At 44.6% G+C, this 15,503-nt stretch carries 12 protein-coding genes; 11 read left to right on the forward strand and 1 reads right to left on the reverse strand.

Features of this window, described 5'->3' with window-relative positions; translation table 11 throughout:
• Nucleotides 1-297 precede the first annotated feature (297 nt).
• Complete coding sequence (locus tag BMW79_RS12035; protein ID WP_089895002.1) at nt 298-684, reverse strand: hypothetical protein; 387 nt, start codon at nt 682-684, stop codon at nt 298-300.
• Between the two features lie 300 nt (nt 685-984).
• Here BMW79_RS12035 and BMW79_RS12040 point away from each other — a divergent pair, with 300 nt between their 5' ends.
• The 11 genes from BMW79_RS12040 (at nt 985) to BMW79_RS12090 (ending at nt 15,464) form a co-directional block, all read left to right on the forward strand.
• Nucleotides 985-1,569 carry a biliverdin-producing heme oxygenase gene (locus BMW79_RS12040; protein ID WP_177192136.1) on the forward strand — a complete coding sequence of 195 codons (585 nt, stop codon included), beginning with the start codon at nt 985-987 and terminating at the stop codon, nt 1,567-1,569.
• Nucleotides 1,547-3,055: a GAF domain-containing protein gene (locus BMW79_RS12045; protein ID WP_089895006.1), complete on the forward strand. Its 1,509-nt coding sequence runs from the start codon at nt 1,547-1,549 to the stop codon at nt 3,053-3,055. Before BMW79_RS12040 ends, BMW79_RS12045 begins: the two co-directional genes overlap by 23 nt.
• Before the next feature lie 4 nt (nt 3,056-3,059).
• Nucleotides 3,060-7,532 (forward strand): chemotaxis protein CheB, encoded by a 4,473-nt coding sequence (locus tag BMW79_RS12050; RefSeq protein ID WP_089895008.1) that lies wholly within the window; start codon nt 3,060-3,062, stop codon nt 7,530-7,532.
• Between the two features lie 5 nt (nt 7,533-7,537).
• The gene (locus BMW79_RS12055; protein WP_089895010.1) at nt 7,538-7,966 is read left to right on the forward strand and encodes a response regulator; all 429 of its coding nucleotides are present in this window, start codon (nt 7,538-7,540) and stop codon (nt 7,964-7,966) included.
• Between the two features lie 252 nt (nt 7,967-8,218).
• Nucleotides 8,219-10,381 carry a TonB-dependent receptor gene (locus tag BMW79_RS12060; protein ID WP_089895012.1) on the forward strand — a complete coding sequence of 721 codons (2,163 nt, stop codon included), beginning with the start codon at nt 8,219-8,221 and terminating at the stop codon, nt 10,379-10,381.
• A 367-nt stretch (nt 10,382-10,748) separates the two neighbouring features.
• Nucleotides 10,749-11,612, forward strand: a complete 864-nt coding sequence (locus tag BMW79_RS12065) for an STAS domain-containing protein (protein ID WP_089895013.1) — start codon at nt 10,749-10,751, stop codon at nt 11,610-11,612.
• Between the two features lie 6 nt (nt 11,613-11,618).
• A complete protein-coding gene (locus tag BMW79_RS12070) occupies nt 11,619-12,023 on the forward strand; it encodes an STAS domain-containing protein (RefSeq protein ID WP_089895015.1) in 405 nt (134 codons plus the stop codon).
• The gene (locus tag BMW79_RS12075) at nt 12,004-12,417 is read left to right on the forward strand and encodes an anti-sigma regulatory factor (RefSeq protein ID WP_177192137.1); all 414 of its coding nucleotides are present in this window, start codon (nt 12,004-12,006) and stop codon (nt 12,415-12,417) included. Before BMW79_RS12070 ends, BMW79_RS12075 begins: the two co-directional genes overlap by 20 nt.
• Nucleotides 12,410-13,423 carry an ATP-binding protein gene (locus tag BMW79_RS12080; protein WP_089895017.1) on the forward strand — a complete coding sequence of 338 codons (1,014 nt, stop codon included), beginning with the start codon at nt 12,410-12,412 and terminating at the stop codon, nt 13,421-13,423. Before BMW79_RS12075 ends, BMW79_RS12080 begins: the two co-directional genes overlap by 8 nt.
• 4 nt (nt 13,424-13,427) lie before the next feature.
• Nucleotides 13,428-15,056: a sensor histidine kinase gene (locus BMW79_RS12085; protein WP_089895019.1), complete on the forward strand. Its 1,629-nt coding sequence runs from the start codon at nt 13,428-13,430 to the stop codon at nt 15,054-15,056.
• 15 nt (nt 15,057-15,071) lie between these two features.
• Complete coding sequence (locus BMW79_RS12090) at nt 15,072-15,464, forward strand: response regulator (RefSeq protein WP_089895021.1); 393 nt, start codon at nt 15,072-15,074, stop codon at nt 15,462-15,464.
• The last annotated feature ends 39 nt before the right edge of the window (nt 15,465-15,503 follow it).

Consider the following 15,503-nt stretch of genomic DNA (forward strand, 5'->3'; position numbering starts at 1 on the left):
AAGAAGCCTGCCCACTGAGCGGGCTTCTTTATTATTGGCGTCACCCGAAATACAAAAGGTGAATTCATAACAAGTCCACCAAAATAAAAAGGACGAACCGGGATGTATTCCGGTTCGTCCTTTTTTGTATTCTCAATAGTATATCTGCACAGGGTCGTAGTACGACACTGTGATTAATTTTTACATACATTATCTACCTGAAACTATTTCCCACAGCCTACCCATGATCACTTATTAAAGTGACACAAATTTGCCAGGAAGAAAAATCAACTTTCCTTGTCAGGTAAATAACAGGCTTTATTTTGCCTGTCTGGTAATCTTCTGCAGACTTATATTCTCGCAGACAGCATATGCTGCGTAGAAAAACATCAGTGAAAAGATGGTGTATTTGTTGGTATTTGCTCTGTTCACAACAGCATAAATAGTAATACCTGCCAGGCAAAGCATCATACGGCTGATCATAGCGCCGTATACACGAAGCATAAATACGCTATTGCTCTCTGCTTCTACGCCTTTGCGGCTCATGTTGTAGGTAAATGCTGACAGTAATGCTAATGCCAGGTTGCCGAAAAGTAGCACGTTATGGTGTACACCATTGTCTAACAACCAGGTTTTTGATAATAATAATACGGCGTTCAGTACGATGAAAAGGCCAATGACTCTAAAATAAAATCTATCCCACATTTCTGCTCTAAAAGTTGGTTATGAGGGCGCAAAGTTAGGATCAAAATTGTTTATGACAAAATGATACGCCATAAAAAATATCAATCGGACTTTCTATCACTGGCGAAACGGTGGTGCCGGAATGCGGTGAATATTGCACTTATAAGTTGGCTTCTCCTGGCAAAAGATTTAAATTAAATAAAAAAAACATTTATAAGAGAGTAGCGGAAGCATAAGGATATGCTCGCTAAGGTGCGGGCTATTTTCAAAGGCATTCATCTTTTTTGCAGTATATTGGACGCAAGCGTATACAACGAACAAATGGAAAATTTAGCAACATCATTATCAGATTATCTGAAAAGCCATACACAATCAGCCCATCAGCAGCTTGAAAAAAAACTGGTAGCAAACATGAAACAAATCCGCAATACTGCTGATTATTGCAGGTTACTGGGATTATTTTATACCTACTATCAGGCGCTGGAAAATAATATGCAACCTTATCTGAGCATACCGGATGCGGATACACGAAGAAAGGCAGATTCCATATTAGCAGATATCGCCACACTCGGCGGAGAATTACCGGTTATGACTACCGAAGTGCCCCAGCCCGAAGTAAATAATTATGCACAGGCTTTAGGCGCCGCTTATGTTTTAGAAGGCTCCACCTTAGGTGGAATAATAATTGCGAAAATGATCAGTAAGCAATTAGGTATTCCCGCTACAGCAGGCTTTTCCTTCTTTAATGGCTATGGTGAAGACACAGTAGAGATGTGGAATAAATTCCGCACTTTTCTGAACGACTTACCAACAGCGGAACATTTTGCCGCAGCGGAGGCAGCTAAAAACACATTTTTAACTTTTAACGAGTGGGCAACTATTTATGAGTCAGTATTCGAAGTATGATTCCGAATTTTGCGGAAATATTCCAATACATATTATTAATACAATTCAATCTTACGGGGTACTGGTGGCAATCGATCATGAACTGACGATACAACAGGTAAGCGAAAATATATCGGAGGTGGTAGCGGCAGATGTAAAATCCGTTGTACAACAACCACTGTCCAACTTCTTCGGCGATGCGTTTGCAGAACAGATAAAAAGCTATATCACGGATCATCCGTCCGAAAAAATTACTACTTCCTGGAATGGGCATTACATCATCGTTCATTTCAAGCCGGAAATGGTATTGCTGGAAATAGAAATTAGCGGCACAGCCAATGAGCCGGTAACTTTTACGAACCAGTTCAGGAAAATTCAATCTTCTATCCGTAAAATAGAAGCAGCCCAGGATATAGATGCAGTATGTTTTATCGCGGCCCAGGAATTAAAACAGGTAAGCGGATTCGACAAGGTGATGATCTATGCTTTCGATAAGGACTGGAACGGACACGTACTTGCGGAGGCAAAGGAACCTGGTATGGAAGCTTACCTGGGATTTACCTTCCCTGCCTCAGACATTCCCAAACCGGCCAGGGATATTTATAAGAACAATCCTTACCGGTTTATTCCCGACAGAGATTTTGAACCGGTAAAATTATACCCGGTAATTAATCCCATCAGTCATGGTTTCCTGGATATGTCCGACTGTAATGTGAGAGCCGTTGCTGCAGTACATGTGGAGTATCTTAAAAATATGAAGGTAGCCGCTTCTATGTCGGTGCGGCTGCTGAACAAAGGCGAATTGTGGGGGCTGATCGCCTGTCATCATACTACGCCTAAGTCTATCAATAACGAACTGTGTACCACGCTGGAACTCCTGTCAACTATTATCGCTGCAAGAATCAGTTCTTTAGAACTGCAAAGCTATCACGATTTTAATTCCAGGCTTAATTCGCTGTATACACAGGTAATTGAAAATATCTACAAACAGAACGATCTCATAGAAGGCTTGTCGGAAGGTAAGCCCCATCCTTTGCTGATGGACCTGATGCAGGCCAGTGGCATGAGTATTTTTCTGAATAAACAGGCATTGCATTTCGGAGAGGTACCCAATCCCGTTCAACTGGAAGATCTCCTGCTCTGGCTCCAATTGAAAGATCCTAAGCGGGTTTTTCATACGGATTCCCTCGGTTCTTCCTACGAGAATATAGGCGACATGGAAGCACTGGTCAGCGGGCTGCTGATTATTCCTATCCAGTCGCAGCAAGACGAATACATCCTGTTGTACAGGAAGGAAGTGATCCAAACGACCAACTGGGGCGGTAATCCGGAAGAAAGGATTTTCTTTGATAAAGACCCGCAAATCTATCATCCCCGTCATTCCTTCAAATTATGGCAGGAACACGTAAAAGGACAATCGCTTTCGTGGCAGCCCGAAGAAGTACAGACCATGGAAAACCTGAGAAGTTTCCTTTTTGAATTTCTCTCAGTGAGTCCATCAAATTAATCGCATGGCCAAAACCAATACCCAGCATTATGTAGTAGCGATAGGAGCATCTGCCGGTGGCCTTGAGGCCATCCAGGAGTTTTTTGACAATATGCCCAATGCTGAAAATCTTTCCTTTGTAATTATACAACACCTGTCGTCCAATTTCCGCAGCCTGCTGGTGGAACTGGTCGCCAGGCATACGCATATGAAGGTAGTGGAAGCCGCGCATCAGCAGCCGGTGGTTAAACAGCATATCTACGTTATTCCTAATAATAAACAGATCAGGATAGAAAAAAATAAACTGATACTGTCTGATAAAACCCACGAAAAAATACCCAATAACGCCATAGATGTCTTTTTGCATTCACTGGCGGTCGACAAACAACAACGTGCCATCGCTGTTATCCTGTCGGGTACAGGTACGGATGGCACCCGTGGTATTGCCACCATCAAGGAATATGGGGGACTGGTATTTTCGCAGGAACCCAAAACTGCCAGGTTCGACGGTATGCCCAACAGCGCTATCAGCTCAGGAAATGTAGATGTGATTGCGCCCCCTTCTGAACTGGCTGCTGCCATTACAGAAACCATCAACAATCCGCAGAGCGCCAGGCTACTGCCCCAGGAACCCGACGAAAAAGCACTGGCCAAAATATTTAAAATCATTGCTACCTCGCAGGGGCAACATTTTCAATACTACAAAACACCTACCATCCTCCGGCGCATCAGTAAACGGATGCAACAACTGGAAATCAGGGAACCTAACCAGTATATTGATTACCTGATCCAGCATCCGGAAGAATGTAAAGCACTGGCACATGATTTCCTGATCAGCGTTACCCGCTTTTTCAGGGATACGGAAGCATTCCATCTGCTGGAAACGAAAGTACTGCCGGAGTTACTCACCCAGAAAGAACCTGATGAACAATTGAAGGTGTGGGTAGCCGCCTGCAGCACCGGGGAAGAAGCTTATTCCATGGCTATACTTATTGACAGGGTACTGGAAAATATGCATAAGCAACTGGAGGTGAAAATATTTGCGTCAGATATCGACGCCGCCAACCTGGAACTGGCTTTTTCCGGCACCTATCCTTTAAGCATTGCGAGCGACGTACCGGAAGATATCCTGCGAAACTATTTCATCCTGAAAGGGAAATCCTATACGGTTATACCAAGAATACGCAAGCAGATCGTTTTCGCACGTCATGATATTACCCGCGACCCGCCTTTTATCAAGAACGATCTGATTACCTGCCGCAACATGCTCATCTACATAAATCCTGTACTCCAGGAAAAAATTTATGCCATGCTGCAGTTTGCCGTGAACAAAGGTGGTTTCCTCTTTTTAGGCCCGAGCGAAAACCCGGTGGCAGCCAAAGGTGTGCTGCATGCGATCAGCGCAAAGTGGAAGATCTTCCGGAAAGAAATGGATGTAAGGCCTCGTGTAAATATGGTGGAAACCTATTCTCCCCATCTTAAATCCGCTAAAGAAACTTCCTTCAGTAAAAAATATACAGAATCAAAGAACCAGCGTGCATTGTGGAGCAATATGAAACAATCGCTGGTGGAAGACCAGGGATTGATCGGTTTGTATATAGACAGGAATTTTGAGATAAAAGAAACGATTGGTAATTACGAGCAGATACTTACGCTGCCAAGAAAGATCCTGAACCTCAATCTGGGCCGCATGCTTCCTTCCGACGCAGGGATGGCTGTCAGTAAAGCAATCAGGCAGGCCTGGAAAAATAATAAAACGGAATTATTGCATAATGTGCTGCTGGAAAAAGACCAGCATACTTTCCTTTTGCAGATAGCAATACATCCAACAACGGAGGAAACCGATCTGACGCTGGTCACCATACTGCCCATACCGGCTCCTTCCACCATCCAGGTAGTTACCCAGGCAGATGCAGGCACCGATCCTGATTATATCAGCAACCTGGAAAATGAACTGAGTGAAGTGAGAAACAGTTTGCAGGAAGCAGTGGAAGACCTGGAAACACTGAATGAAGAGTTGCAGAGTTCCAACGAAGAACTGTTGTCCTCGAACGAAGAATTGCAAAGTTCCAACGAAGAACTGCAATCGCTGAACGAAGAGTTATATACCCTCAACACCGAACACCAGCTCAAAATAAAAGAACTGATAGAGCTGAACGATGATCTGAACAACTACTTCAGGAGTACAGACATCGCACAGATATTCCTTGACAACGACCTCCATATCCGGAAATTCAATCCTGCATCCGCCAGGATGATTAACTTCATTGAATCGGATCTGGGGCGGCCTATTGCACATATTTCCAGTAATATCAAATACGATAAACTGATGGACGATATTATGTATGTGCAGCGTACGCGGAAAACTGTTGAGAAGGAAGTACAATTGCTGGAAGGTAAAAATATGCTGATGCGTATTCTGCCTTACCTGACCCGCGAGAATAAGCATAGCGGTACTATTATCACTTTTGTGGATATCACGGTAGTAACCCACCTGAATAATATTATCAGGAGTGTATTTAATGCGAGCCAGAGCGCCATATTTGCCCTGCAAACCATCGTAAATGCAAAGAGACAGGTCAGCGATTTTAAAATAACAGCCCTTAATCATACTGCCATCCAGTGGTTCAGTAAAGATAAAAATACCCTCGAAGGTCATCAACTCAAAGAAGTGTTACCCGAGGTGATGAAAGAGGAACTGCTGCAGGAATACCAACAGGTGATTGTATCCGATAAAATACTACAACGTGACCTTTACCTGGAAGAGAAAAAAGCCTGGTATGAACTAAGTATGGTAAGAATGCCGGGAGGACTGGTGATTACTTTCACGGATGTGACTGATAAAAAACGTTCGCTTCAGAAGATCAGGCAGAATTATGCAGAACTGAATGAGGCAAAGGAAAACCTGCGGGAACTGAATGCTGACCTGGAAAATAAAGTAAAAGGACGTACAAGGGAACTGGCTTTCAGCGAAGAGCGGTTCCGCCTGGTGGCAAAAGCCACCAATGATGCGCTGTGGGACTGGAACCTGACAGACGATCAGATCTGGTGGAGCGAATCATTTACCAAGTTATTCGGTCATAGCACAGAAAACATGACGCGCAGGAGCTGCATGAACCTGGTGCATCCCGACGACCGGCAATTATTAAGCACCAGTATTTATTCTGCTATAAACGAAGGTCGTAGTCAATGCAGCCAGGAATACCGGATTAAAAAACAGGACGGAGAGTATGCACATGTATTGGATCGGGGCTATATCCTGCACAATGAATTCGGTGTACCTTATCGTATGCTGGGATCGGTGATGGACCTGACCGCCTTAAAAGAAGCAGAAAGTACTATCGCTACCAATATCGCGGAAAAGGAATTTCTGGCTGAGTCAATGCCATTAACTGTATGGACAGCCATAGAACCCGGTAAGCTCGATTTTGTGAATAAACAGTTCGAGCATTATACAGATATGAACTACCAGGATGCTATGGGAGAAGGCTGGCAACGCACTGTACATAGCGCCGATCTGCCGGTATTGCTGAAAGTATGGGAAACTGCCGCTGTTGAAAAAAAGGATTTTATCTGTGAAATAAGATTAGCCACCAGCGCTTCCGGTTACCGCTGGAACATGCTCAGGGCCAAAGCAAGAAAGGACGATGACAACAACCTGTCTGGCTGGGTGGTAACGGTAATGGATATCCATGAACAAAAAGTGATGAATGAAATACTGGAAGAAAAGGTCATAGAAAGAACCCATCAGTTACAGGATATTAATGAGCGGCTTGAAGCCAGCAACAACGATCTGCAACTTTTTGCCTCTGTGGCATCGCACGATCTGCAGGAACCTTTGCGGAAGATCCATATGTTCTCCAAAATGGTGAGAGACAAGCATAAAGATGATCTGCCCGATGGTACCGTGGTATACCTGAATAAGATCATGCAGTCGGTGAACCGTATGAAAGCGCTGATGCTGAATATCCTGAATTTCTCTAAACTAACGGCTAACAGGGGGGGGACGGAACCTGTTAATCTACGGGATATTATAGAAGAAGTAAAGGAGGATTTTGAAATGCTGATCTCCGAAAAGAACGCCAGCATCGTGATTGGCGACATGCCCGCTTTGGTCATCAACCGTTCGCAGATGCAACAGGTGTTTCAGAACCTGATAGGCAATTCATTAAAATTTACCCCGAAAGATAAAGACCCGGTCATCACCATCGAAGCAAACCGGATAAAGGATAAAGCGTTTGATGCGCCCTTATCACCCGATGGAAACTGGTACAAAATTTCTATCTCAGATAACGGTATAGGCTTTGAAGAGCAGTTTAAAAATAAGATCTTTGACCTGTTCCAGCGGCTGAATTCAAAAGATCAGTATGAAGGGACCGGTATTGGTCTGGCTATTATCAAGAAAATTGTAGAAAATCACCAGGGAATCATTACAGCGGAAAGTACAATTGGGAAAGGCGCAACATTTCATATAATTTTGCCCATAGCACAGGGATAACATTTATGATAACAAAGAAAAAAATTCTGCTTGCAGAAGACGATGAAGACGACAGGGTCATTTTTGAAGAGATAATACAGCAGTACCAGGAAGAACGGACGTTTTCTTTCCATGCTGTAGAAAATGGCTCCCTCCTGATCCAGTTATTAAACCACGAACTGGAAGCTGCCCCAAAGGAACCACCCAGCTTGCTGGTGCTGGATCAGAATATGCCCCAGATGAACGGACAGGAAGCTTTAAAGATTATTAAGGCGCATCCCCAACTCAAAAATATCCCGGTGGTCATATTTTCTACCTATAACGACAGCCGTTTGTCGAACGAGTGCCTGAACCTGGGCGCTGCACAAACCATTACCAAACCCGATTCCTATGAAGGTTTCCAGCGGGTAATCGGAAAATTGATAGAAGAGTTTCTTTTCCCTGAAAAGGAATAAGATTTCCGCTCACGGGTAACAGCCTGTTTATTGCTGCTTTGTTCAAATAGCGTTCCGCCGTGAAGCCCTTGCTATGTCTGCTATGAAAGGGAGGTCATCCATATAGATATCATTGACACCAATCCCCCGGAATTATTTTTCATCTCCCCAAAAAAATTCCCGATCTCGTAAACCATCCTGTTGGAGTACCAGTAATTTTGCGTCGTTAAGAATAGCTGTCAACTTACTAAATCCAGACCAACCAATCACCAGATGATACACAGATCAATTTACCGGATATCCCTGCTGCTGCTGACAACAGGCAGTTTACAACAACTTTCCGCCCAACAGACAAAGAAAGATACCTCCCTGCCGGCGCCGGCCACACAGCACCTGGGAGAAGTGATCGTTTCGGCTAACAGAAGACCTGTTACGCTGGATAATGTTTCCTCTTCCGTTACGGTAGTAACGAAAAAGATGCTGGAAAATAACCTGGCGGTAACCACCGACGTAACAGATATCCTGGCGCGGGAAGTGCCGGGCATGGCGCCGGGTGCACAAACCAACAGCAACGTAGGCCAGGGATTACGCGGCCGTGCTGTCCTGATTATGGTAGACGGTATCCCGCAATCATCGCCATTGAGGAACGGTGAGGTAGATCTGCGCTCTATCGACCCGGCTGTACTGGAAAGGGTAGAAGTGCTCAAGGGCGCTACCGCTATCTATGGCAATGGCGCTACCGGCGGACTTATCAACTACATTACCGCTAACCCCAAAGGCGATAAGGCCATCAGTGGTAAAACATCCGTTAATATGACCGGCGCACTGGTAGGACTTAAAAACAGTGTAGGCGGCAGGTTTAGCCAGATGTTACAGGGCCGTGTGGGCAACTGGGATTATATTGTCAGTGGCATTTACGAGCAAACCGGCGAATATAAAGATGCGAAAGGAAAACTGGTTGGCCCCAACTATAGCCTGGGTGAAACCGAAACCTGGAACACCTTTGCCAAAGTGGGTTATCACATCAACAGCAGGCAGAAGGTGCAGGTGATGTATAACTTCTTCCGCAGCCAGCAGAATTCCAATTACACCCTGGTAAACGGGGATATCAGTAAAGGAATACCTGCCAGCGGTATATTGGGAAAACAAACCGGCACGCCTACCGGCTCCAGGGGTAACCATAACCTGCACCTGGTATACCAGGCCGATAGCCTGATTGGTGGTACCTCCCTCACCGCAGACGCCTACTACGAATCCAGAGATGATATCTTCTACGTTTCTTTTGGGCGTTTTGAAGGCGGTGATGGCCAGTCGCATACACTCGACAAAAAGAAAGGGCTTCGCCTGATGCTGAATTCTCCTTTGCTGAACGGTAATGCGTTTAACGGTTCCCTCTCTTATGGCGCCGATCTGCTGAATGATATCACTTCCCAGCCATTGGTAGATGGCCGTATATGGGTACCGGAAATGAATATGCTGAACGTGGCGCCATTTGCGGAAACCCAGTTTTCTCTCTGGAAAGACCTGATTGTAAAAGCCGGTATACGGGTAGAAAAAGTAGGCGTAAAAGTAAAAGACTACACCACCCTGCGCCTTACCAACGCAGACGGCTCTACGATAACACCGGCCATCAATGTAACCGGTGGCAACCTGGATTATACCGCTACCTTGTTTAATGCGGGGATCCGGTATAACCGTCAGCCGCTGTTTATGCCCTATTTCAGCTATTCGCAGGGTTTCTCCGTATCAGATGTAGGGCTGGCACTGCGTGATTCCAAGGTAAATGATATCAGGAAAATCAATACCAAAGCCGTTTTGGTCAATAACTATGAACTGGGATTTGTAAATGAGTTCCGTGGATTCCGGTTTGAACTGAGCGGTTTTCTCAGTACCAGCAAACTGGGATCAGATATGGTGTTTGATCCGAATACCGGCTTGTTTAATGTAAGCCGCACACCGGAACGCATCTACGGAGTGGAAGCGGTGGTGGCTTACCAGTTGCTCCGCAACCTGGACCTGAACGCTTCCTACAGCTACCTGGAAGGAAAGGCGGATACGGCTAAAACCGGCGGCAGCTATAATGTTTATCTCAACGGCCGGCGTATTGCACCGCCAAAGGTAACCGCAGGTATCGCTTACCGTCCGTTGCAGACACTGGAACTGCGATTGCAGTATATGGGTGTAAATGGCAGGGACCGGTTTGCAAAGAATGCCAAGGGCGTATATAATGGTAATGAAGGGCCGGTGAAAGCCTATAACCTGTTTAATTTCGCTGGTAACTACAAAGTAACCCCGCATACGCAGCTTACCCTGGGTATCGAAAACCTCTTCAATGAAGATTATTTCCCTGCCCGCTCCCAGTGGTTCATGCAACCGGGATTCTATGCAAAAGGCAGAGGCGCTTCTTTTAATATAGGCGTCACCGTGAATTATTAATATTACAGGCCCGTTCCTTGCAGTATCAGGGAATGGGCTTTTACTTTCCTTCTTTTTACCCCTTCCGGTTTATATGCCACTGCTGGCACAAGGCGATTGCAGAGATGATGCAGTTTTCTAAAGACCCTGACCCCACTTCCTCAGAAATTCTACACTTCGGGAAATAATTACGACACTCCCCGGAAAAAAGCTTCCACTTATTACCCAGAATGCCCGGGAATAATTATTGATGTGTACGTCTGTTACTTTTTACCTTATAATTTATCTCAAACACCTTAAATGACCTTTTTCGACACAATTTCTTATCAGGAGTACACTGATAAATCACCCATTCCTTTATATCCACAAGCGCTAATAATTAAATCTAATGAAAACAGACATTGCTAAATTGCTTCAAAGAAAAAAGAAACAAATATTTGAAAACTGGGTGGCTGCCCAGCTTGCAGACAGTAATCTGAGAGATGAGTTGATGAGCAATGAAGAGCTGCGTTCGCAATCTGATGAGTTATTGGATGTTTTGTTGAAGACCATCAATAATGATAATCTTTCGGATGTTTATTCCCAGGCATTCGAGCCGGTGCGTGAAATCCTGGCCGGCATCTCCGTTTTCCGGGCAAAGAACGGTTACACCCCTACGGAAACGGGGCTTTATGTATTTGGATTGAAGGAAGCATTTTTACAGGCTATCCAGGGGGAAATGAAAAGCGATCTTCCAGGCATGATTGAGGTAACCTTCAGGATGAATAAACTGATGGATCATCTTGCTATCGATACTTTTGACACTTTCATCAAAGGTCGGGAAGAAGTGATTTTACGTCAGACCGATGAAATTACGGAAATCTCGACGCCTGTTATCCGGGTATGGGATGGTATTCTGGCGCTGCCTATCATTGGTACGCTCGACAGTTCACGCACACAGGTAGTGATGGAAAACCTGTTGCAGGAAATAGTGGTGAGCGGAAGTACCATTGCTATACTGGATATTTCCGGGGTTCCGGCAGTAGACTCGCTGGTAGCACAGCATCTGATTAAGACAGTGGCCGCTACCCGTTTAATGGGGGCAGAGTGTATCATTAGTGGCATACGTCCTGAAATTGCACAGACAGTAGTTCACCTGGGTATTGATCTTTCCAGTATTGTTACAAAGGCTACACTCGCCAGCGCGTTACGTCATGCCTTTACGATGCTTAAACTGGAAGTAAAAAGAGTTCAGAGAGAAAAATCTATTTAACAGGCTATGGATAGAATACCTATTCTCCGTATGGGGAAATTTTTACTGGTCACCATACAGATAGACTTATATGACCGTCTTGCCACCAATCTGGAATCCGATCTGGTAAATATGGTGAACAAAACCGGCGCCAGGGGTGTGTTAATAGACATTTCGGCGCTATCGATCGTAGATTCCTTTATGGGCAGGATCCTGGGTAACATAGGCACCATGTCTAAGATCATGGATGCAGAGGCAGTTGTGGTGGGTATGCAGCCTGCAGTGGCGATTACGTTGATTGAACTTGGTTTGGAGTTAAAAGGCGTTCACACTGCACTGAACGTTGAAAAAGGAATGGAGCTGTTGCATGAAAAAATTTCTTTTGACGAAGATACCCTAGACGAAGCCGATTATGAAAATAACTCTGAATAAAGATATCATGACCATAGAAAAGGAACAGGATGTAGTTCCTTTTCGGAACCGCGTAAAGGAGCATGCAGTTAAGATAGGAATGAGCATCTTGAATCAGACGAAGTTAATCACTGCGGCGAGTGAGTTGGTGAGGAATATGCTGAAGTATGCAGGTGGCGGTGTTACTACCATTGAAGTACTCAGTAAAGGACGTGAGAATGGCATCCGGGTGGTATTTCAGGATAAAGGACCCGGCATTAAGGATATTAAACAGGCGATGCAGGATGGTTTTTCAACAGGTAAAAGCCTGGGTGTTGGGTTACCAGGCGCAAAACGGCTGGTGAGTGAATTTGATATAAAAAGTATTCCTGGGGAAGGAACAACCGTTACTATAATTAAGTGGAAGAATGGATAAAAATATACACCTGAGATTCAAGGCTAACGACCGGAGTTATTATGCCATTCTGAAAAAAGAAATTCATGCGTTGGCCAGGAGGGCCAATTTCAGTGATACCAGGATGGGAGAAATCGATATAGTGGTGGCGGAGATGGCCAGTAATCTGAGCAAACATGCAAAGGGGGGAGAAATTTTAGCCAGCATTACTACGGGTGTACATGGGGAATGTATGGAAGTTATCTGTGCGGATGACGGCCCCGGAATACCAGATCTGAACCGGATGTTAACCGATGGGATTTCAACAAAAAAGACCCTGGGACAAGGACTGGGAGCGATGAAGCGTTTGGCTCACGACTTCCATGTATATACCCGGAAGGAAACGGGTACGATGATACTTTGCCGGATCTATAAAACACCTCCGCCTGATTACACCAAACCGGAAGTGGCTGAAATAAAAGCCATTCTTATTCCCAAACCTGGCCTGGATATTTGCGGCGATGGATTCTATTATGATATCAGCCCCAAATTTATCCGGTTGTTTCTGGGGGATGGTCTTGGGCATGGTATAGAAGCCAACAAGGCAGTGGTGGCCGCCGGACAAGCCTTTGAATCCTGTACGGAGAGTTCCCCGAAAGAGATCATACGATATATCAATACGGAGGTCAAAAGAACCCGTGGACTTGTTGGCACAGTAGCGGTATTTGACCGGGAGCAAAAAGTCTGGCGCATTTGTGGAGTGGGAAATATCAATACTAAAATTATCGGCAATACCAGTAATAAAACTTATATGCCTTATAATGGCATTATTGGATTGAACGTACCCAACTCGCTTAATGTGCAGGAAATCCCACATGAGAACGGACAGCATATTGTTTTATGTAGTGATGGAATTAAATCCAGGTGGGATCTGGTTAAACACCCGGGCATATTAAGATACGATCTTACCATAGCCGCTAATACAATCATAAAGGAATTTTCCAGGAATACAGATGACATGTCAGTCGCCATTTGCAGAATAAATTAATATCATGCAGGAAATAGGTAGTGTTACCCTCGAAAATGAGATGGATTTAATCCTGGCGCATAAGCGGACCATGAAGCTGGCAGAAATCGCCGGGTTGTCGCTTCCTGCGCAAACCACCTTTGCTACCGCTGTTTCTGAAGTATCCAGGAATACAGTCGATGGGAATACTTCCACCCGGCTCATTTTAGGTGTACAGGTTGTTCAAAGAGTAACCTACCTGGTGGCGCTGCTCCGGCATAATACTTCCAATATTGATAAGGCCAGCCAGGGATTGGCCTATGCCAAGAAACTGGTTACGAAATATTATATCTCCACAAAAGGGAATGAGGTTTCCATTGAATTATTCTTTTTGATTCCTCAGCAACAGGTTGATCTGCTAAAGATCGACGAATGGCGGACCATCTTGCGTAATGAGCCACCGGTATCTCCCTATGAAGAAATTAAAAGGAAAAATGAGCAACTGCACGAACTTTCCGATAAACTGCGCAAAAGTGAGGAACAGTACAAGATGCTGACCAACTCGCTTCCACTGATGATATTCACGATGGACGACCAGGGCAACCTGCTGTTTGCCAATGAATGGCTGGCCATTTACACCGGCAGCAGCATCGCGGAAATAAATGAAAGTAAATGGACATCCATCATTCATCCGGATGATTATACCTCATTTTCACTGTTGCTCAAAAGTGAACTTATTAAAGGAGCCAGCTCCTTGCAGGCACAACTCAGGTTACGGAGCCAGGGTACCGAGGAATATAAGTGGCACCAGGTTTCCATTAATGGTGCGGTATCTGCCCACCAGGAACAGGAATATAGAATTGGATTCATTGTGGATATTCATTCGCAGAAAGTATATGAACAAACACTAAAGGATAATATTGAACTAAAACAGATCCAGCAGGAGCTGAAGGAAAATCAGCAGACACTAGAAAATTCGAATATCGAGTTAAACCGTAGTAATCTTGAATTACAGCAGTTCGCCTACATTGCCTCTCACGATTTACAGGAGCCAGTGAGGAAAATTTTATTTTACAGCAATTACCTTTTAAATAATACGCCGGAAATAGATTCCAAGCGCGCACAATTTTTGTCTAATATTCATTCCTCCTCAGAACGGATGAAGAACCTGATCCAGGATCTGCTATCTATTTCACTGATCAATAAAGCGGCCGCAAACTATCAGCAGGTCGATTTAAATGTGATCCTGAGCGAAGTTTTGCAGGATCTGGAGATGGTCATCTCCCGGAAAAATGCAGTAATAAATGCTGTTGACCTGCCGGTAATTTATGGAGATGCCATCATGATGCGGCAACTATTCAGCAATCTGATCAGCAATTCTCTCAAATTTACGCGGGAGTTATCTCCGCCAGAGATTCTAATCAGCACAGAAAATGGCCCCGGAGAAGTGGAAATTATATTTAAAGATAACGGTATTGGTTTTGATGAGAAATACCTGCCTCAGATCTTCGCGCTTTTCAAAAGACTGCATAGCAGAGAAACTTATGAAGGTACCGGACTGGGATTAGCGATTTGTCGTAAGATCGTGGAACTTCATAATGGTCGTATCCGGGCTTCGGGTAATGAAGGCACCGGCGCTACCTTTTATGTGTCTCTACCTTCCATGGCATGGTAATAAAAACTGTTCAGCATGAAAATACTCATGATCGATGATGATCCCGAAGACCGGGATATTCTATTTTTCTCGATGGAAGCCATCGAGAAAAGTAAAGCATTATATTTTGCTGAGGATGGAGAACAGGCACTTGAAATGCTGGACAAGGATTTCATCGGGAATAATATTCCGGGATTGATCATCCTGGATATAAATATGCCCCGACTGGGTGGTACGGATACTTTAAGAGGCATAAAAGGCGATGCACGCTTCCGGAATATTCCGGTCATTATTTATTCGACTTCTATTAACCCATTTGAAAAAGAGCAATGCCTGGAGTTAGGAGCGCACTCTTTTCTCACCAAGCCCACTTCTTACCAGGAGAGTGTGGACAATGCGATGTTGTTTTCCCGGTTTCTTTCGATGTAACCTTCCTGTAATATTATAGTGTTACCACGTGAAAATAAA

This window comes from Chitinophaga arvensicola (assembly GCF_900110835.1).
Taxonomy (GTDB): domain Bacteria; phylum Bacteroidota; class Bacteroidia; order Chitinophagales; family Chitinophagaceae; genus Chitinophaga; species Chitinophaga arvensicola.